Raw genomic sequence first — 18969 nt, 5'->3', positions numbered from 1 at the left:
GGACTCACCGCAGCGGCGTGAAGCCCCGCAGTCGCAGGCTGTTGGTCACCACGAACACCGAGCTGAACGCCATCGCTGCGCCGGCGATCAGCGGGTTGAGCAGGCCGAGCGCGGCCAACGGCAACGCGGCCACGTTGTAGGCGAACGCCCAGAACAGGTTGCCCTTGATGGTGCGTAAGGTGCTGCGGGCCAACCGGATCGCATCGGCTGCGGCACGCAGGTCGCCGGTGACGAGGGTGAGGTCAGACGCCTCGATCGCGACGTCGGTGCCGGTGCCCATGGCCAGTCCGAGGTCGGCCTGAGCCAGGGCCGCGGCGTCGTTGACGCCGTCGCCCACCATGGCCACCGTTCTGTCCTCGGCCTGCAGGCGCTTGACGACGTCCACCTTGTCCGCGGGCAGCACGTCGGCGATCACCTCGTCGATGCCGACCTGAGCGGCCACCGCCTCGGCGGCGCGGCTGTTGTCACCGGTCAGCAGCACCGGCGTCAGACCCAGGTCTTTGAGTTGCGAGATCGCCTGCGCCGCTGAGTCCTTGACGCTGTCGGACACCACCACCACCCCGGCGACGCGGCCGTCGACCGTGGCCCACACCGGCGTGCGGCCCTCGGCCTCCGCTGCACCCGCGGCGTCGAGGAGTGCCGGCGGCGCGTCGGCGGCCAACCAGCCGAGCCGCCCGACGGCCACCGTCCGGCCTTCGACGACACCGGTGACACCGCTGCCGCCGTGGTTCGCGAACTCCGTCACCGCCGGGAGCGGGCCGGCCTCGGCGGCGGTCGCCGCCACCGCCCGGGCGATCGGATGCTCCGATGCGTCCTCCACCGCGCCGACGAGTCGCATCAGCTCGGACACTGTCGAACCGTCGGCGGGATGCACGGCGGCCACCGCCATCCGGCCGGTCGTCACGGTGCCGGTCTTGTCCAGCACCACCGTGTCGACCCGCCGCGTCGACTCGAGGATCTGCGGGCCCTTGATCAGGATGCCCAGCTGGGCGCCGCGGCCCGTTCCGACCAGCAGCGCGGTCGGTGTCGCCAGGCCGAGCGCGCACGGGCAGGCGATGATCAGCACCGCCACGGCGGCGGTGAACGCCGCTCCCGCGGCGGCGCCGGCGAGCAGCCAGCCGGCCAGCGTGAGCGCTGCGACGGCCAGGACCACCGGGACGAACACCGCCGACACCCGGTCGGCCAGCCGCTGTACGTCGGCCTTGCCGCCCTGCGCCTCGGCGACCAGCCGTGCCATCTGCGCCAGTTGGGTGTCCGCGCCGACCCGGGTGGCGCGCACCTGCAGGCGACCGCCCGCATTGACCGTCGCCCCGACCACCGCGTCACCGGGCGCCACCTCCACTGGCACCGGCTCTCCGGTCAGCATCGAGGCGTCGACGGCCGAGGAACCCGACACGACCACGCCGTCGGTGGCGATCTTCTCGCCGGGGCGCACCACGAACTCGTCGCCGACCGTCAGACGGTCGACCGGCAGCCGCACCTCCTGCCCGTCGCGCAGCACGGCGACGTCCTTGGCGCCCATGTCGAGCAGCGCCCGCAACGCCGCGCCGGACTGCTTCTTCGCGCGCGCCTCGACGTAGCGGCCTGCCAGGATGAACGTCGTCACCGCCGCCGCGACCTCGAGATAGAGGTGCGGTTCGAAGGCGCCCGACGGCAGTAGGTCGAACGACATCCGCATCCCCGGCGTGCCTGCGTGGGTGAATAGCAGCGCCCACACCGACCACCCGTAGGCCGCGGACACCCCGACCGAGATCAGGGTGTCCATGGTCGCCGCACGGTGCCGGAGATTCGCCAACGCCGCGCGGTGGAACGGCCACGCCCCCCATACCGCGACCGGGGTGGCGAGTCCCAGGGCCAGCCACTGCCAGTAGTCGAACTGCCACGCGGGCACCATCGACAGCAGCACCACCGGAACGGTCAGCACGGCGGACGCGACCAGGCGCCTGCGCCACCCGGTCGCCTCGTCGTCGCGCGCCGGGTCGTCGGTGGCGGTGTGGGGCAGGCTCGCCGTGTAGCCGGTGGCCTCGACGGCGGCGACGAGGTCGTCCGCGCTCACGGTGTCCGGATACTCGACGGTGGCCTGCTCGGTGGCGAAGTTCACGGTCGCGGACACACCGTCGATCCGGTTGAGCCGCTTCTCGACCCGCGCGGCGCACGACGCGCAGGTCATCCCGCCGACGGCGAGGGTGACAGCGGTCATGCCGCGCGGTCCACGTCGTAGCCGGTGTCCTCGATGGCGGCCACCACCGACGCCATGTCGGCAGTCCCGTCCACCGTGACCAGCCCGCGTTCGAGGTCGACCGCGACGTCGGTGACGCCCGGAAGCGACGACACCGCCGAGGTGATCGCCGCCACGCAGTGGCCACAGCTCATCCCGCGGACGTTCAGCGTCATACCCATGACCCGAGTATATACCCATGGGGGGTATGGGTAGCGGGCTACGTCCCTGCGAGGAACTCCTGCAGCAGCGTCTTCTTGTCGACCTTCTCGCCGGCGAGGGTCGGCAGCGGTTCGGTGCGGATGCGCCACCGCGTCGGGATCGCGAAGTAGGAGACCACCCCGTCGAGGTGGCGACGCATCTCCTCTTCGGTGGGCGGCGGCACCTCGGTCCGGCACACCACCACCGCGGCCAGCTCCTCGCCCAGTTCGTGGTGGGGCACTCCGAGCGCGGCGACCTCGATCACGTCGGGGTGCGTCGCCAGAGCCGCTTCGACGTGCGGGCACGCGATGTTCTCACCGCCGCGGATGACGACGTCCTTGCTGCGGCCGTCGATGAACAGATATCCGTCGGGGTTCAGGTGGCCGAGGTCGCCGGTGTGCAGCCAGCCGTCGGCGTCCACGTCGCCCCCCGCGTCGGCGGAGCCGCCGCGCAGGTATCCGCGCATCACGGTGGGAGAGCGGGTCAGCACTTCACCGGTGCCGTCGGGGTCCGGATCGGCGATCTTCAACTCGACCACCGGGTAGGGCCGCCCGACGGTGCCGGGATGGTCGAGCAGGTCGCGGCCATCGGCGACGGTGAGGAATCCGCCCGCCTCGGTCATGCCCCAGGTGTTGCTCAGCCCCCGCGACCGCAGATTCGGCAGCCTTTCCCTGATCCGGTCGAGGAGTTCGGTGGTGACCGGCGCGCCGCCGAGGGGCCATGACCGCAGGCTCGACAGGTCGTGACGGCCGAAGTCGGGATGCTCGAGCACCCTCACCGCCATGGTCGGCACCGCGCCCCAGATCTGCACACGCTCGCGCTCGATGAGCTCCATCACCTGTTTCGGGTCGAAGCGGCCCTCGGTGAGGATGATCCGGCCGCCGGTCAGGAAATGGGTGAGCAGGCTGGACATCCCGCCGATGTGGAACATCGGCGTGCACGCCAGGCTGACGGCCTGCGGTGAGTCGGCGTCGAGCAGGTGCGGGAAACGATTCGTGCGGCCCAGGATGTTGTGCTGGTTCACGATCACCGAACGGCGGGAGAGCTCAACGGCTTTCGGCAATCCTGAGCTTCCCGAGGTGAACAGCACCGCGGCGGGCTCGTCCTCGTCGGTTCCGGGGAGGGGCGCGGGTTCGGCGACCGGCGTGGCGTCGAACGCCGCACCGAGTTCCGCCAGGGCACTGCCGGGGACGTCGGTCGTCAGCGGCGTGTCCGAGAAGACGTGCCGCGGCCGGACCAGCCCGACGGCGTGGTCGATCTCGCCGTCGCTCCACCAGCGGTTGGCCAGCACCGGCACCGCACCCGCCAGCCACAGCGACCACAGCGCCAGCACCCATTCCGGACTGTTGTAACCGAAGACCATCACCCGGTCGCCGGGCTTGATCCCGCTGTCCCGCAGCGTCTCTCGGCATGCGGACACGGCGGCGCGGAATTGCTCGAAGGAGATCCGACGGTCACCCTGCACCAGGAAGGTGCGGTCGATCCAGCGCGTCGTCGCGTCGACGAGTTCGCCGAACGTCGACGGTGACCGGCGGTAGATCAATCCGTCATGGCCGCCGTAGCGGCCGGCCGCCACGTCGCTGTCCCACGGCACGGTCATGCCTGGGTCGGGATCTGGATTCCCTCCGACGGCTGGACGATCACGAAGCCTTGGCCGTAGAACGACACCTGCACCGCTTCGCCCGAGCCGCGGCCGATCAGCGCCGCCGCCTTGAAGCTGGTCTTCAACTGCGTCTGCAGATTGGCTGACCAAGCCACCACGGCGTTGGTGTCGGCGAAGGTCGGCGCCTCGGCGGCGTTGAGCACCACCGGGGGGCCGTCGGTGGTGAGCGCCACCCAGCCGGTGCCGCGCAGCGTGGTGTTGAACAGGCCTCCGGTGGCGATGCTGCCGCCGCGGACGCGCTCGATGTTCCAGTCCAGACTGGACGAGAAGGCCAGCACGTTCTTGCCGCTGATCGACAGCCCGGAGTTGTTCAGGTTCAACAGGTGTACGTCGTAGGCCCGTTCGGCGAGGAACACGTCGCCCTGGCCCTGGCAGCGCATCAACGGCAGGCCCTCACCGGTCAACGCCTTCTTGATGAACTTCGACGCGCCGCCGCCCTCAAACGCGAAGTCGACGTTGCCCTGATAGGCGACCATCGAGCCCTGCCTGGCCATGAACGGCTCGCCGAGGCGCACCCTCAGCAGCTTGGCGTTCTGGTTGCCGATCGGCTTGGCTTCCTTCTCGCTGAAGCGGCCGTCGACCAGATCGCCGGTGATACCCGCGAAGCCGTCACCGGCCTGCTGCGCAGCGCCGCCGTACTGCTGGCCGCCCTGGGTGGTGGCTTGGGGCTGCTGGCCTTGGTCGGGTGGCGCGCCGGAGCCGCCGCCGAGTGGCGCCCGGCCCACCTGGCCCTGGTGGGAGACCTGATCGGTCCAGTTCTGTCCGTCGAACCAGCGGTACTGGTAGCGGCCTTCGGGGTCCGGTAGCCATTGCGCAGTCACCGTGACGACATTAGGGCATCCTTGTGCCATGGCGGGCAAGGAAATAGACCGGGACCGGGCCAGGGGCGCGATGGCCGTTTTCAAGCAGCACCCGGGCATGGTGCTGTTCGTGGTGTCCCCGGCCGTCGTCGCACTGGGTCTGGTGTGGTGGCTGGCGGGCGCAGGCTGGGCCGCGCTGCTGCTGGTGGCGCTGGTGCTCGCGGGCGGCGCGGCGGTGTACTCGCTGGTGTCCAAGCGCAGGTAGAAGCAGGTTCGAACCGGGTGGTGTTCGCCCGCGGAGAAACGCGGCCGCAGGGCCGTTGTAACGGTGTAAGCATGTAATCATGCGACATCAACACACCCACGGCCGACGGGGACGATCCGGCGGCTGGCAGCAGTCACAACAACCCGATGCCGGCGACGCCTCCGACTGGTTCGCCGGGCGCATGCCGGAAGGCTGGTTCGCCGGCGAACCCACCGTGGTCGTCGACCGCGAGGAGATCACCGTCATCGGGCGGCTGCCCGAACCCGACGGCGGAGAGAGTGACGCCCACGCCTCGGGCCGGGCGGCACGGTTCCGTGAGGAGACCCGGCAGGACCGGATGCGGATCGCCGACGAGGCCGAGGCCCGGTACGGCCGCAAGGTGTCCTGGGGTGTCGAGGTGGGGGATCCGGCCGATCCCGAGCGGATCCTGTTCACCCACATCGCAGTTCCAGTGATGACCCGGCTGCGGCAGTCCGAACGCCAGGTGCTCGACACACTGGTCGACGCCGGCGTGGCGCGCTCGCGGTCCGACGCGCTTGCCTGGTCGGTGCGTCTGGTCGGCGAACACACCGACGAGTGGCTGGCCAAGTTGCGCGCGGCGATGACCGCCGTCGACGACGTGCGCGCCGAGGGCCCCGGGGTCTAGAGCCGCTCCACTCCGACGTAGCAGGAACTCAGCGTCGCGGTCTGCGACAGCGGGTCCACGGTCGAGCCGTCGACCAGCAGATTGCGGTTGACGCCGAACGAGTCCGGCGCTGCGCCGCCGCGCGGGTCGAAGATGCGCGAACCCCAGCCGTGATCGATGATCACCATCCCGCGCCGCGGCCGGTCCGACAGCGTCGCGGCCAGTTCCACGGCGCCGATCGGGGAGTACACCCGCACCCGGTCGCCTTCGCCGATGCCGAGCGTCGCGGCGTCCTTGGCGTTGATCATCACGTCGTTGCCCTTGCCGGAGCGGTGCAGTCCCGGCAACTCGTTGAGCCAGGAGTTCATCGAGTGCCGGTTGCGCCGGTTGCCCAGCTGGAAGGGAAACTCCTGCGGCGCGACGCGGATCGGCTCCGCCAGTAGTTCCCTGGCGCGGGCGGTGAACTGGGGCGGCGCCGCGTGCACCTTCTTGTCGTCGGTGCGCAGTGCGCTCCTGAAATGGCCGAACTCGCGCGGTCCCAACACCATCCCGTGCGGGTGGGCCATCAGGTCGCGCCAGGTCAGCCTGCGGCCGTTGAACTTTCGCGACATCCGGACGATGAGACGGTCGAGCCAGTGCGGGCCGAAGGCCACCGCGGGGCGACGGGTCAGCGCCGCCGCCCGGCGGGTCGCCTTGACGAACCCGTTGAGGCCCTTGGCGCCGAACAACGGCCGGTGCATCGCCAGAGCGAGGTCGACGAAGATCTCCCATTCCTGCCGGGTGTCCGGCGGCGGTTCGACGACCTTGCGGCCGTACTGGACGAACGGTTCGTCGTGCATGTTGCTGGTGAACGCCAGCAGGTCGTCGCGTTCGAGCCAGTGCACGGCCGGGAGCAGCCAGTGGGCGTGCCGGTGGCTTTCGCGTTGTACAAGGTCGATCACGACCAGCAGGTCGAGTTGTGCCAGCGCCTCGTCGAGCTTGCCCCCGTCGGGGCCCGACACCACCGGGTTGCCGCAGTTGATCAGCATCGCCTTGATCTGACCGGGGCCGGGGGTGGTGATCTCGTCAGGCAGTTCGGCGAGCCCGTGCGCACCCGCCACCATCTCCCGTCCCGCCACCCGACTCGTGTGGGGTTTCGTCTTGGCCAACTCGGCCAGTTTCAGCGCGTCGAAGTAGCCCGGCTCGAACCGCCGCCCGCCCGGTCGGTCCATCCGGCCGGTGATGACGTTGAGCACCTGACCCAGCCATTCGCCCACGGTGCCCGCAGCGTGCAGCGATATCCCGGTGCGGGTGACCACCATCGCGCCCCGGGCTGCGGCGAAGTCCCGTGCCGTGCCGACGATCCGGGACCGTTCGATGCCGCAGCGGATGGCGAGGTCATCGAGGTCGGCGTCGGCCACCAGGCGGCGCAGCTCGTCCACACCGGTGGCGAGATCGGCGCAGTCGCGACGGTGCTCGAGGCCCTCGTCGAGGATCACCTTGACCAGCGCGAGCAGCAGCGCCCAGTCCTGGCCGGGCTGCACGGCCAGGTGCACATCGGCCTTCTCCGCGGTCTCGGTACGCACCGGGTCGACCACGACGATGGTCGCGCCGCCCTGCTGGCGGGCCAGCGCCCGGCGCCAGCCGCCCGGCACCGTCTCGAGCCAATTCCAGGCGCTCACAGCGGGATTGGTCCCGATCAGCAGGAAGTAGTCGCAGTTGTCGACGTCGGACACGGGCACCATCAGCGACGATCCGTACATCGCTTCGGCGACCACGTGCAGGGCGTTCTGGTCGACCGAGCCGACGGCGTAGCGGCTGCGGGTGCCGACCGCGTCCATCCAGGCGTTCATGAACATCACGTTCGACGACGAATGTCCCGACGGGTTGCCGTAGTACGCGCCGATGGCGTCCGGGCCGTCCTGGTCGATCAGTGCGTTCATCCGCGCGGCGATGTCGCGGATCGCCACGTCCCAGCTCTCCTCGACGTAGGAGTCACCCACCCGGCGCATCGGCCGCAGGATGCGGCGAGGGTGCTCGACCAGTTGGTTGGCGGTGCGGCCCTTGGCGCAGAAGTCGTGCCAGCTGTGCGGGTTCTGCTTGTCGGCGGAGATCTTTTGGATGCGGTTGTCCTCGACCGTCACCTCCAACCCGCAGGACGCCATGCAGTACCTGCAGAAGGTGTGGACGGTGTTCGTGTTCATTACGACGAGCCTACGGTTTGTAACGCGGCTGGGGCACCGTTAAGCGGAACGCCTAGTCTCAGGCCCTGGTCATCGCCCAGTACTCGCCGTGGCGGGCGAGCAGTTCGGCGTGTGTGCCGCGTTCGACGATCCGGCCGGCCTCCATCACCAGGATCAGGTCGGCGTCGCGGATCGTCGACAGCCGGTGGGCGATGATGAAACTGGTTCGGTCGCGCCGGAGTTCGGCCATCGCGTGCTGGATCTGCTGCTCGGTACGGGTGTCCACCGCGCTGGTCGCCTCGTCCAGGATCAGCAACTGCGGGCGCGCCAGCACGGCCCGCGCAATGGTGATGAGCTGCTTCTCGCCCGCGCTGATCGAGCCGCCGTCGTCGCTGACCACGGTCTGGTACCCGTCGGGCAGGCTGTGCACGAACCGGTCGACGAACGCGGCCTTCGCCGCGGCGACCACCTCGTCCTCGCCGGCGCCCGGCCTGCCGTAGGCGATGTTGTCGTAGATGGTGCCGGCGAACAGCCAGGTGTCCTGCAGCACCATGCCGACCCGCGACCGCAGCGACTGCCTGCTGACGGTCGAGATGTCCACGCCGTCGACCAGGATGCGGCCGGAGTGCACCTCGTAGAACCGCATCAGCAGGTTGACCAGTGTGGTCTTGCCCGCGCCGGTGGGCCCGACGATGGCGACCGTGCTGCCCGGTTCGGCGACCAGCGACAGGTCCTCGATCACCGGGGTGTCGGGCCGGTAGCCGAAGGTGACGTGCTCGAACTCCACCCGGCCGGGCCGGTCGGCCGGGCCCGGCAGGCCGGCTGCGGCGTCGGGGGACTGCTCGTCGGCGTCGAGCAGTTCGAAGACCCGCTCCGCGCTGGCCACGCCGGACTGCAGCGTGTTGTACATGCCGGCGACCTGGGTCAGCGGCTGGTTGAACTGACGGACGTACTGGATGAACGCCTGGATGCTGCCGAGGGTGATCTGGCCGGTGGCGACCTGCAGGCCGCCGACCACCGCGACCGCGACATAGCTGATGTTGCCGATGAACACCGTCGCCGGTGACACCAGGCCGGAGAAGAACTGCGCGCCGAACCCGCTGTGGTACGCATCGGCGTTGAGCTCGTCGAACCGGTCCTGCGCGGCGGCGCGATGGCCGAAGGTCTTCACGACGGTGAAACCGCTGTAGGTCTCCTCGATGTGGGCGTTGAGCCGGCCGATGTTGCGCCACTGCGCGACGAACATCCGCTGCGAGCGACGGGTGATCCAGCGGATCGTCAGCAGCGACAGCGGCACCGTGACCACGGTGAGCAGGGTGAGCAGCGGCGAGATCGTCAGCATCATCACCAGCACCGCCACCACGGTCAGCACCGAGGTGAGCAGTTGGCTGATCGTCATCGACAGCGACGTGGAGATGTTGTCGATGTCGTTGGTGACCCGGCTGAGCACCTCGCCGCGCTGGCGGGCGTCGAAGTACGACAGCGGCAGCCGGTGCACCTTGTCCTCGACGTCGGAGCGCAGCGCCACCATGGTGCGCTGCACGGTGACGTTGAGCAGGCGGGCCTGCATCCAGACCATCAGCGCGGCAACGAGATACAGCCCGAGCGCGAGGAGCAGGGTGCGCGCCACCGCGTCGAAGTCGACACCGCGGCCGGGGATCACGTCCATCCCGGAGAGCAGGTCGGCGAACGTCGCGTCGCCGCGCGCTCTGGCCGCCGCGACGGCCTGCTCCTTGGTCAGCCCGGCCGGCAGCTGCCTGCCGATGACGCCGTTGAACAACAGGTCGGTGGCGTGGCCGAGGATGCGTGGGCCGATGACCCCGATGGCGATGCCGCCGACACCGAGGCCGATCACCAGCGCGGCCAGCCCGCGTTGCGGCGTCAGCCGTTTGACGAGTCGCACCGCCGAACCGCGGAAGTCGCGGGTGCGTTCGGCCGGCGCGGCCATGGCGCCGCGGAACGGGCGGCCGAGCGGGCCGGTCATGGCGTGCCCCCCACACCGATCGACTGGGAGTCGGCGAACTCCGCGTAGGTGGGGCAGTCCGCGAGCAGCGATTCATGGGTGCCGACGCCGATCACCCGGCCGTCCTCGACGACGATCACCTGGTCGGCCTCGGCGACCGTCGAGATGCGCTGCGACACGATCAGCACCGTCGCGCCCGCCGACACCTCGCGCAGGGCCGTCCGGACCCGGGCGTCGGTGTGCACGTCGAGCGCCGAGAACGCGTCGTCGAACAGGTACACCGCGGGCCGGCGGATGACGGCGCGGGCGATCGCCAGCCGTTGCCGCTGGCCGCCGGAGAAGTTGACACCCGCCTGGGCGACGCGCATCCCGAGCCCGTCGGGGTGGGCGCGGACGAAGTCGTCGGCGGCCGCCACCTCCAGCGCCGCCCACATCTCCGCGTCCGTGGCATCGGCCTTGCCGTAGCGCAGGTTGTCCGCGACGGTGCCCGAGAACAGGTATCCGCGCTGGGGCACCAGCCCGATCGCCGACCACAGCCGTTCGACATCCCAGTCGCGCACGTCGACGCCGTCGACGCTGACCGATCCGGCCGTGGCGTCGTAGAGCCGGCAGATCAGCGCGATCAGCGTGGTCTTGCCGGAGCCGGTGGAGCCGACGACGGCGGTGGTGCTGCCCGGCCGCACGGTCAGCGAGACGTCCTGGAGCACCGGGCGGTCGGCACCGGGGTAGGTGAATGTCGCGGCGTCGAAATGGATCTCGCCGGCGACGGTGTCGGGTCCGGCCGGATCGTCAGGGCTGGCGATGCCGGGCGTGGTGGACAGCACCTCGGTGATCCGCTCCGCGCAGGCCGACGCCCGGGGAAACATGATCAGCAGGAAGGTCGCCATCAGCACGGCCATCAGGATCTGCATGAAGTAGGACAGGAACGCGATCAGCGAGCCGACCTGCATCTGCCCGGCGTCGATGCGCAGTCCGCCGAACCAGATGAGCGCCACGCTGGAGATGTTGATGACCAGCGTGGTGACCGGCAGCATCAGCGCCTGCCAGCGGCCCGCCGCCAGCGCGGTGTCCGACAGCGCCGCGCTCGCCACGGCGAAGCGTTCGCGCTCGAACGGCTCGCTGGCGAAGGCGCGGATCACCCGGATGCCCGACAGCTGGTCCCGCATCACCCGGTTGATGTTGTCGATCAGCCGCTGCATGCTGCGGAAGATCGGCATCAGCCGCGTGACGATCCAGTAGTTCGCCGCGGCCAGCACCGGCACGCTGATCAGCAGCAGCCACGAGAGGCCGGCGTCCTGGTGCACGGCCATGAAGATGCCGCCGACCGACATGATCGGCGCGGTGATCAGCATCGTCGCCGTCACCTGGACCAGCACCTGGATCTGCTGGACGTCGTTGGTGGTCCGGGTGAGCAGCGACGGCGCGCCGAACCGGGCGGTCTCCTCGGCGGAGAACCCGATGACGTGGCGGAAGATCGCGCCGCGCAGGTCGTGGCCGAACCCCATCCCGGCCCTCGAACCGAAGTACACCGCTCCGACGGCGCACGCCACCTGCAGCGCGCAGACCGCCAGCATGATCATGCCGAGGTCGACGATGGTCGCGGTGTCGCCCTTCGCCACGCCGTCGTCGATGATCGCCGCGTTGATGGTGGGCAGGTAGAGCGAGGCCAGCGTGCTGACCACCTGCAGGGCCGCGACCACCCCGAGCAACCCCCGGTACGGCCGCACGAACCGTCGCAGCAGCGCCCAGAGCATTTCGATACTGTCGCACACGGTGTGATAGCTGCAGGTCAACCGGCATGTCGGTGGTTGTGGCGGAACGCTGCCGCTACAGTGCATGGCGTGACCCCCAGCACGAGCGCGACGGGACGCGCCCGCCCTGCCAGGGCGCTGGCCGCATTGGCCGCGGCGACGATTCCGCTGTTCGCGGCATGCAGCGACCCGGAGCCGTCCTCGCCCGAGCAGTCCGGGCCCACCCAGACGCAGGAGGACGTCTCGCACGGGCCGTTCTTCCCGGAGTGCGGCGGGATCAGCGATCAGGTGATGAACCAGCTGACCGAGCGGCCCACCCTGGTCAACACCGCCAAGACGTCGGTGGGGTGCCAGTGGCTGGCCGGCGGAAGCATCCTCGGCCCGCACTTCTCGTTCACCTGGTTCCGCGGCAGCCCGATCGGGCGCGAGCGCAAGACCGAGGAACTCTCGCGCGACACGGTCGAGGACGTCAACATCGAGGGCCACGACGGCTTCATCGCCAGCAGTCAGGACCTGATCGAGGGCGGGATCAATCTCTGCGAGATCGGCATCCAGTTCGACGACGACTTCATCGAGTGGTCGGTCAGCTACGACCAGAAGCCGTTCCCCGATCCGTGTCAGGTGGCCCGCGAGCTCACCCGTCAGTCGATTGTGAATTCCAAATGAGGCGCTTCCCCCACGGCAGGCGCGTGCTCGCCGGCACCGGCGCCGTGCTGGCCACGCTGACGATCCTGACCGGCTGCAGCCGCACCGTCGACGGCACCGCCGCCAAAGAGGGCACCGGCGGCGGGCCCAGCAACAACAACTCCGAACGGCAGTACCCCAACCTGCTCAAGGAGTGCGACGTGCTCACCGAGGACATCCTCGCCGAGACGGTGGGCGCCGACCCGCTGGACATCCAGAGCACCTTCGTCGGTGCGGTGTGCCGCTGGCAGGCCGCCAATCCCGCGGGCCTGGTCGACATCACCCGGTTCTGGTTCGAGCAGGGCAACCTCGACAACGAGCGGCGCACGGCACAGGAACTCCAGTACGGCATCGAGGAGCGCTCGGTGGCCGGGGTGCCGTCGATCGTGATGAAACCCAACGACCCGAACGGCGCGTGCGGCGTGGCCAGCGATGCCGGCGGTGCGGTGGGCTGGTGGGTCAACCCGCAGTCACCCGGTATCGACGCGTGCGGGATGGCGATCAAGCTGATGGAGCTGACACTGGCCACCAGCTCGTAGCCATCGCTACCGGGCTTTGTGGAAGGTGATCAGCGTGGCGCCCTGCAGCGCCAGTCGATCCCAGCTGTGCGCGGTGCGCAGGACGGCGATCGCCGAGGTCGGGAACTTCTCCGAGACATGCTGCGCGGCAACGCTGTTGCTGCCCTCGGTGCTGGACAGTCCGAGCGTCACCGCGGACATCGCGGGTTCGTGGCCGATCACCAGCAGGGTCTCGACGTCCACGTCGAAGTGTGACCCGACGCCGTTGATCTCGTCGATGACGGTGCCGGGTGTGGCGTCGTAGAGGCGGTCGGAGAACTGCACGGGTGCGGTGACGAGCGTGCGCCGCAACGTCTCGCGGGTGCGGGTGGCCGTCGAGCACAGCACCGCGTCGACGGCGGGCGCGTGTGCGCGCAGCCAGTCGCCGGCCAGCCCGGCCTCCCGCCGTCCCCGCGGCGCCAGCGGCCGGCCGTGGTCGGCCACGCCGGCCGGGTAGTCCGACTTGGCGTGCCGCAGCAGCAGCAGGGTGCGGTAGCGGGTGCTCACCCGCCCCACGGTAGGCCACCGGGCAACGTGCCGGTCGAGGTCCGCCGACTTGTCGGAGCGCGGTCATACACTCGCCATGCCTTCGAAAACGGGGACCCATCACGAGCCGGAAAGGACGGGCCGACATGCGATTCGTGCACAGCGCCGACTGGCAGCTCGGGATGACCCGGCACTTCCTCAACGGCGAGGCGCAGCCCCGGTATTCGGCCGCGCGCCGCGACGTGGTGGCCGCCATCGGCCCGCTCGCCGCCGATGCGGGCGCGGAGTTCGTGGTCGTCGCCGGTGACGTGTTCGAGGACAACCAGCTGGCCCCCCAGGTGGTGAGCCAGTCGCTGGAGGCGATGCGCGCCATCGGGATCCCGGTGTACCTGCTGCCGGGCAACCACGATCCTCTCGACGCGTCGTCGGTGTACACCAGCGCCCTGTTCCGCGCCGAATGCCCGGACAACGTCGTGGTTCTCGACCGGGCCGGGGTGCACCAGGTGCGGCAGGGGCTCGAGATCGTCGCCGCGCCGTGGCGGTCGAAGCGGCCCACCACCGACCTGATCGGCGACGTGCTCGACGGTCTGCCCGCCGACGGCGTCACCCGCATCGTGGTGGGCCACGGTGCGGTCGACATCCTCGACCCCGGGCACGACAAGCCGTCGCTGATCCGGCTCGCCGCCGTGGAGGCCGCCCTGGCCCGCGGCGCCGTCCACTATGTGGCGTTGGGCGACAAGCACTCCCGCACCGATGTCGGCGCCACCGGGCGGGTCTGGTACTCCGGCTCGCCGGAGGTCACCAACTACGACGACGTCGAACCCGATCCCGGCCACGTGCTCGTCGTCGAGGTCGACGAGGCGGATCCCGCACGGCCGGTGCGGATCGACGCCCGCCGGGTCGGCCGGTGGCGGTTCGTGTCGCTGAACCGGTCGGTCGACGACACCCGCGACATCGCCGACCTCGACATCAACCTCGACCTGTTGCCGGACAAGGAGCGCACCGTGGTGCGGCTGGGCGTCACCGGGTCGCTGACCGTCACCGACAAGGCCGCGCTCGACGCGTGCCTCGACCGGTACAGCCGGCGGTTCGCGGCGCTGACGGAGTGGGAACGCAACACCGACATCGCCGTGATGCCCGCCGACGGAGAGTTCGCCGACCTCGGCATCGGCGGATTCGCCGCCGCCGCCGTCGACGACCTGGTGGCCACGGCGCGCTCCGACGGCGAGGATGCCGAGGACGCCCGCGCCGCGCTGGCCCTGCTGTTGCGCCTGACCGACCGGGGAGTGGCGTGAAACTCCATCGGTTGGTGCTGACCAACTACCGCGGGATCGCCCATCGCGAGATCGACTTCCCCGACCACGGGGTGGTGGTGGTCAGCGGCGCGAACGAGGTCGGCAAGTCGTCGATGATCGAGGCGCTCGACCTGCTCTTGGAGGCCAAGGACCGGTCCGCCAAGAAAGAGGTCAAGCAGGTCAAGCCGACCCACGCCGACGTCGGTGCGGAGATCACCGCCGAGATCTCCGCCGGCGCTTACCGTTTCGTGTACCGCAAGCGCTTTCACAAGCGGGCCGAGACCCAGTTGACCGTTCTGGCGCCGCGCCGCGAGCAGCTCTCCGGCGACGAGGCGCACGACCGGGTCCGGTCGATGCTGGCCGAGACCGTCGACCTCGAGCTGTGGCAGGCGCAGCGGGTGCTGCAGTCGGCGTCCACGGCGGCGGTCGACCTGTCCGGCTCGGACGCGCTGGCCCGCGCGCTGGACGTCGCCGCTGGCGAGGCCGCCACGTTGTCGGGCGCCGAACCCCTGCTGGTCGACCGCATCGACGAGGAGTACGCCCGCTACTTCACCGCCACCGGACGGCCCACCGGGGAGTGGGCCACGGCCACCAAGCAGCTCAACGCGGCCGACGCCGAGGTGGCCCGTTGCGCGGCGCGGGTCGCCGAGGTCGACGACGCGGTCACCCGGCACAGCGCGCTCACCGCTGAACTCGGCGAGGTCGCCGCGCAGCGGGCGCAGGCACACGCGCGACTCACCGCGTCCCGCGCGGCGGCCGACGCGGTGGCGCTGCTGCGCAGGCAGCTCGCCGAGGCCGACGTCATCGCCGACGCCGCGAGCAAGACGCACGCGGCTTCCCTTGCGGCGCTGACGGAACGACGCCGACTGCGGGCCGACGTCGAGGAGCGCGGGACGGCGGTCACCGCGCTGCACGCTTCTGTCGTCGAGGCCGCCGAAGACGAGTCCACCGCCCGCGAGGTGCACGAAGCGGCCGAGGTCGCCGCCGAGAAAGCCCGGGGGGCGGTGACGGCCACTCAGGCACGCGTCGAGTCGGCCCGCGGGGTCGTCGACCGGCTGGCACAGCGCGACGAGGCCGACCGGCTGGCGGGCCGGGTGGCGAAGATCGACGCCGCACGACGCGAGCTCGACCGGACCGCTGCGGAACTGGCCGGCATCGCGGTCACCGATGCGACGATGCGGGTGGTCGAGCAGGCCGTGCTTGCCGTTGAACGGGCCGTCGGTCAGGCCGAGTTGGCTTCGGCCAGAATCGAACTCGCAGCACTGGGCGACGTGACAGTGTCCGTGGCGGGGGAGCCGGTGACGCTGGGGGCCGGCGAGACATGGGCGGTGAACACCACCGCCGACACCGCGGTCGAACTGCCGGGTGTGCTGACGCTGCGCGTGGTGCCCGGCACGCCGGCCGCGCAGACGCAGGCCACCCTCGGCGCGGCGCAGCGGGCGCTCGCCGAGGCGCTGTCGGCCGCAGGCGCCGAGGATGTGGACGCGGCGCGCGCCCTCGAACTGCGTCGCCGCGACCTGACGACGGCCCACGACCGGCTGACCGCAACGCTGGAGGCGGTGCTCGGTGACGACACCGTCGAGCACCTGCGGGCGCGGCTGACGGAACTGCTGGCGACGCAGCCGGCGGAGGACGGGCTGTTCGACGTCACCGGCGATAATGCCACCGACCCGGTGGCCGCCCGCGCCGAACTCGCCGCGGCGGCGGCCGCCCACCAGCAGGCCGTGGTGGACTGCGAGACGCACCGCAAGGTGGCGATCGTGGCGTCGAAGCGGCTGGGGGACAGGGCGACCCAGGCGTCCGTGCTGAAAGAGAAGCTGGCCGCCGCCCAGGCCGAACACGCGGCGGCGACCACGCGTCTGGAGGCGCAGCGGGCGCAGGCGGCCGACGACACCCTTGCCGTCGCGGCCGAGGCGGACGGTGACGCGGCCCGGGCCGCCGCCGCGCGCGCCGCCGACGTCCGAGCCGAACTGGAGCGCAGCGCGCCGGACGCCGTCGCGGCCGCGCTGGCAGACGCCACCCGCGGCGCCGAGGCGCTCGGCCGGCGGCACGACGAGCTGGCCGAGGAACTGCGTGAGGTGACCACGCAGCTGAAGGTGTACGGCACCGAGGGCCGCAGGGGCAGCCTGGACGCCGCGGAGGCCGAGCGCCAGCACGCCGAGGGGGAGTACCTGCGGGTGCACCGGCGGGCACGGGCGGCGCAACTCCTGAGGACGGTGATGGCGCGCCACCGCGACGCCACCCGGTCGCGCTACGTCGACCCGTTCCGCAATCAGGTGGAACGGCTGGGCCGCATCGTGTTCGGCGACACCTTCGAGGTCGAGGTGGACACCGACCTGCGCATCTGCAGTCGCACGCTCGCGGGCCGAACGGTGCCCTACGAGTCGCTGTCCGGCGGCGCCCGAGAACAGCTGGGCATCGTGGCGAGGCTGGCCGGTGCGGTGTTGGTCGCCAAGGAGGACGGCGTCCCGCTGCTCATCGACGATGCGCTGGGCTTCACCGACCGCGACCGGCTGGCCAAGATGGGGGCGGTGTTCGACGTGGTGGGCGGCGACGGTCAGGTCATCGTGCTGACCTGCGACCCGCAGCGGTACGCCGCCATCGGCGGTGCCCACCACATCGAGCTGGTCGGCTGAGTCTTTCCCGGCGTGTCGGGGCATTATGCGTCTGCTCGCGCAGGGGAAATCTAGACTTCGGCCGATGGAAGCCGACTATGTCGTCATCGGAACCGGCTCGGCCGGCGCCGTCGTGGCCAACCGCCTCAGCGCTGATCCCGGCGTCGAGGTGGTGGTACTCGAGGCCGGCCCGCCGGACAAGGACAAATTCGTCCACATCCCGGCGGCGTTCTCCAAGTTGTTCCGCAGCGAGATGGACTGGGACTACTCCACCGAGCCGCAACCCGAGCTGGGCGGCCGCCGCATCTACTGGCCGCGCGGCAAGGTGCTGGGCGGGTCGTCGTCGATGAACGCGATGATGTGGGTGCGCGGATTCGCCGCCGACTACGACGAGTGGGGCGAGCTCGCCGGCTCGCAGTGGGACTACGCGCACGTGGTCGAGTACTTCCGTCGCATCGAGAACACCAGCGACGCGGCGCAGGCGGTCGAGGGCGGTTGCAGCGGCGACGACGGGCCGCTGCATGTCTGCCGGCAGCGCAGCCCGCGCAGCTCCACCGCGGCCTACCTCACGGCCGTGCAGGAGTGCGGGCACAAGCTGGCGAAGCCCAACGCGCCACAGCCCGAGGGGTTCTGCGAAACGCTGGTCACCCAGCGCCGCGGCGCCCGGTGGAGCACGGCCGACGGATACCTGAAACCGGCGGCCCGCCGCAAGAACCTCACCGTGGTCACCGGTGCGCACGCCACGCGGGTGGTCGTGGACGGCGGCCGGGCCGTCGGCGTCGAGTACCAGTCGGGTTCCGGTCGCCAGGAGGTCCGTGCGCGGCGTGAGGTGGTGCTGTGCGCGGGCGCGGTCAACAGCCCGCAGCTGCTGATGCTGTCCGGCATCGGCGACCGCGACCAGTTGTCCGAGCACGGCATCGACGTCGTGGCGCATGCGCCCGAGGTGGGCCGCAATCTCTCCGACCACCTGTGCACGCCGATGGGCTTCGAGGTCCGCCATGACAGCCTCTTCACCGCTGAGAAGCCGCTGGAACTCGTCCGTTACCTGGTGCGCCGGCGCGGCATGCTGACGTCGAACGTCGGCGAGGCGTACGGCTTCGTGCGCAGCCGCCCCGACCTCGAACTGCCCGACCTCGAGCTGTTGTTCGCCCCGGCGCCGTTCTTCGACGAGGGCCTCGGCGACGCCTACGACGGGCACGCGATCGTGATGGGGCCGATCCTCGTGCGCCCGGAGAGCCGCGGCACCGTCACCCTCGCCTCGGCCGACCCGTTCGCCAAACCGGTCATCGACCCGCGATACCTGTCCGACCCGGCGGGCCGCGACCGCGCCGCGATGATGGCCGGCCTGCGGATGACCGCCGACATCGCCAAGGCGCCCGCGATGCGCGACGTGCTCGGCAGGGTCGCACGGCCGCTCCACGTCGAGGACACCCGCGAGGAGACGCTCGAGGAGGCGCTGCGCTTGACCTCCCAGACGCTGTACCACCCCGTCGGCACCTGCCGGATGGGTACCGACGAGGGCAGCGTCGTCGACCCGGACCTGCGGGTGCGTGGTGTCGAGGGACTACGGGTCGCCGACGCCTCGGTGATGCCCGCGATCATCCGCGGCCACACCCACGCGCCGTCGGTGGTGATCGGCGAGAAGGCCGCCGACCTGGTGCTGGCCGCGCACGCCTAGCCGCGC

General features: G+C 70.7%; 15 protein-coding genes. 7 read left to right on the top strand and 8 right to left on the bottom strand.

What is annotated here, in order from left to right; all coding sequences use genetic code 11:
• Positions 1-4: 4 nt before the first annotated feature.
• From AB0K11_RS07045 to AB0K11_RS07030, 4 genes are read right to left on the bottom strand one after another with little or no spacing between them, the layout of a single operon-like run.
• Positions 5-2200, bottom strand: a complete 2196-nt coding sequence (locus tag AB0K11_RS07045) for a heavy metal translocating P-type ATPase (RefSeq protein WP_364974032.1) — start codon at positions 2198-2200, stop codon at positions 5-7.
• Complete coding sequence (locus tag AB0K11_RS07040) at positions 2197-2400, bottom strand: cation transporter (protein ID WP_364974030.1); 204 nt, start codon at positions 2398-2400, stop codon at positions 2197-2199. Before AB0K11_RS07040 ends, AB0K11_RS07045 begins: the two co-directional genes overlap by 4 nt.
• A 38-nt stretch (positions 2401-2438) precedes the next feature.
• Positions 2439-4019: a class I adenylate-forming enzyme family protein gene (locus tag AB0K11_RS07035; RefSeq protein WP_364974028.1), complete on the bottom strand. Its 1581-nt coding sequence runs from the start codon at positions 4017-4019 to the stop codon at positions 2439-2441.
• Positions 4016-4903: an AIM24 family protein gene (locus AB0K11_RS07030; RefSeq protein ID WP_364974025.1), complete on the bottom strand. Its 888-nt coding sequence runs from the start codon at positions 4901-4903 to the stop codon at positions 4016-4018. Before AB0K11_RS07030 ends, AB0K11_RS07035 begins: the two co-directional genes overlap by 4 nt.
• Before the next feature lie 28 nt (positions 4904-4931).
• Here AB0K11_RS07030 and AB0K11_RS07025 point away from each other — a divergent pair, with 28 nt between their 5' ends.
• Together AB0K11_RS07025 and AB0K11_RS07020 are read left to right on the top strand one after the other, a co-directional pair.
• Positions 4932-5147, top strand: coding sequence for a hypothetical protein (locus AB0K11_RS07025; RefSeq protein WP_364974022.1), 216 nt, complete (start codon positions 4932-4934; stop codon positions 5145-5147).
• A gap of 79 nt (positions 5148-5226) precedes the next feature.
• Positions 5227-5793, top strand: a complete 567-nt coding sequence (locus AB0K11_RS07020; protein ID WP_364974020.1) for a hypothetical protein — start codon at positions 5227-5229, stop codon at positions 5791-5793.
• Here AB0K11_RS07020 and AB0K11_RS07015 read toward each other — a convergent pair.
• The 3 genes from AB0K11_RS07015 to AB0K11_RS07005 are packed head-to-tail and all read right to left on the bottom strand — an operon-like array spanning position 5790 to position 11651.
• Positions 5790-7955 (bottom strand): molybdopterin-dependent oxidoreductase, encoded by a 2166-nt coding sequence (locus tag AB0K11_RS07015; RefSeq protein ID WP_364974018.1) that lies wholly within the window; start codon positions 7953-7955, stop codon positions 5790-5792. The genes AB0K11_RS07020 and AB0K11_RS07015 overlap by 4 nt on opposite strands.
• Before the next feature lie 58 nt (positions 7956-8013).
• The gene (locus AB0K11_RS07010) at positions 8014-9918 is read right to left on the bottom strand and encodes an ABC transporter ATP-binding protein (protein WP_364974016.1); all 1905 of its coding nucleotides are present in this window, start codon (positions 9916-9918) and stop codon (positions 8014-8016) included.
• Entirely contained in the window at positions 9915-11651 is a 1737-nt protein-coding gene (locus AB0K11_RS07005; protein ID WP_364974014.1) for an ABC transporter ATP-binding protein, read from the bottom strand. The genes AB0K11_RS07010 and AB0K11_RS07005 overlap by 4 nt, the downstream gene beginning before the upstream one ends.
• 78 nt (positions 11652-11729) lie before the next feature.
• Here AB0K11_RS07005 and AB0K11_RS07000 point away from each other — a divergent pair, with 78 nt between their 5' ends.
• Together AB0K11_RS07000 and AB0K11_RS06995 are read left to right on the top strand one after the other, a co-directional pair.
• Positions 11730-12314, top strand: coding sequence for a DUF3558 domain-containing protein (locus AB0K11_RS07000; RefSeq protein WP_364974012.1), 585 nt, complete (start codon positions 11730-11732; stop codon positions 12312-12314).
• Positions 12311-12871, top strand: coding sequence for a DUF3558 domain-containing protein (locus tag AB0K11_RS06995; protein WP_364974009.1), 561 nt, complete (start codon positions 12311-12313; stop codon positions 12869-12871). Before AB0K11_RS07000 ends, AB0K11_RS06995 begins: the two co-directional genes overlap by 4 nt.
• Before the next feature lie 6 nt (positions 12872-12877).
• Here AB0K11_RS06995 and AB0K11_RS06990 read toward each other — a convergent pair whose 3' ends face one another.
• Positions 12878-13396, bottom strand: coding sequence for a histidine phosphatase family protein (locus AB0K11_RS06990; protein WP_364974007.1), 519 nt, complete (start codon positions 13394-13396; stop codon positions 12878-12880).
• 125 nt (positions 13397-13521) lie between these two features.
• On the opposite strand from AB0K11_RS06990, the gene AB0K11_RS06985 reads away from it, so the two are divergent.
• The 3 genes from AB0K11_RS06985 to AB0K11_RS06975 all read left to right on the top strand — a co-directional run bounded on the left by AB0K11_RS06985 (position 13522) and on the right by AB0K11_RS06975 (position 18963).
• A complete protein-coding gene (locus tag AB0K11_RS06985; RefSeq protein ID WP_364974005.1) occupies positions 13522-14670 on the top strand; it encodes an exonuclease SbcCD subunit D in 1149 nt (382 codons plus the stop codon).
• Positions 14667-17306, top strand: a complete 2640-nt coding sequence (locus tag AB0K11_RS06980) for an AAA family ATPase (RefSeq protein ID WP_364974002.1) — start codon at positions 14667-14669, stop codon at positions 17304-17306. Before AB0K11_RS06985 ends, AB0K11_RS06980 begins: the two co-directional genes overlap by 4 nt.
• Before the next feature lie 64 nt (positions 17307-17370).
• A complete protein-coding gene (locus tag AB0K11_RS06975) occupies positions 17371-18963 on the top strand; it encodes a GMC family oxidoreductase N-terminal domain-containing protein (RefSeq protein WP_364974000.1) in 1593 nt (530 codons plus the stop codon).
• Positions 18964-18969 lie beyond the last annotated feature (6 nt).

Source organism: Mycobacterium sp. NPDC050551, assembly GCF_040674075.1.
Classification (GTDB): domain Bacteria; phylum Actinomycetota; class Actinomycetes; order Mycobacteriales; family Mycobacteriaceae; genus Mycobacterium.
This window is presented reverse-complemented; position numbering and strand designations above follow the sequence as displayed.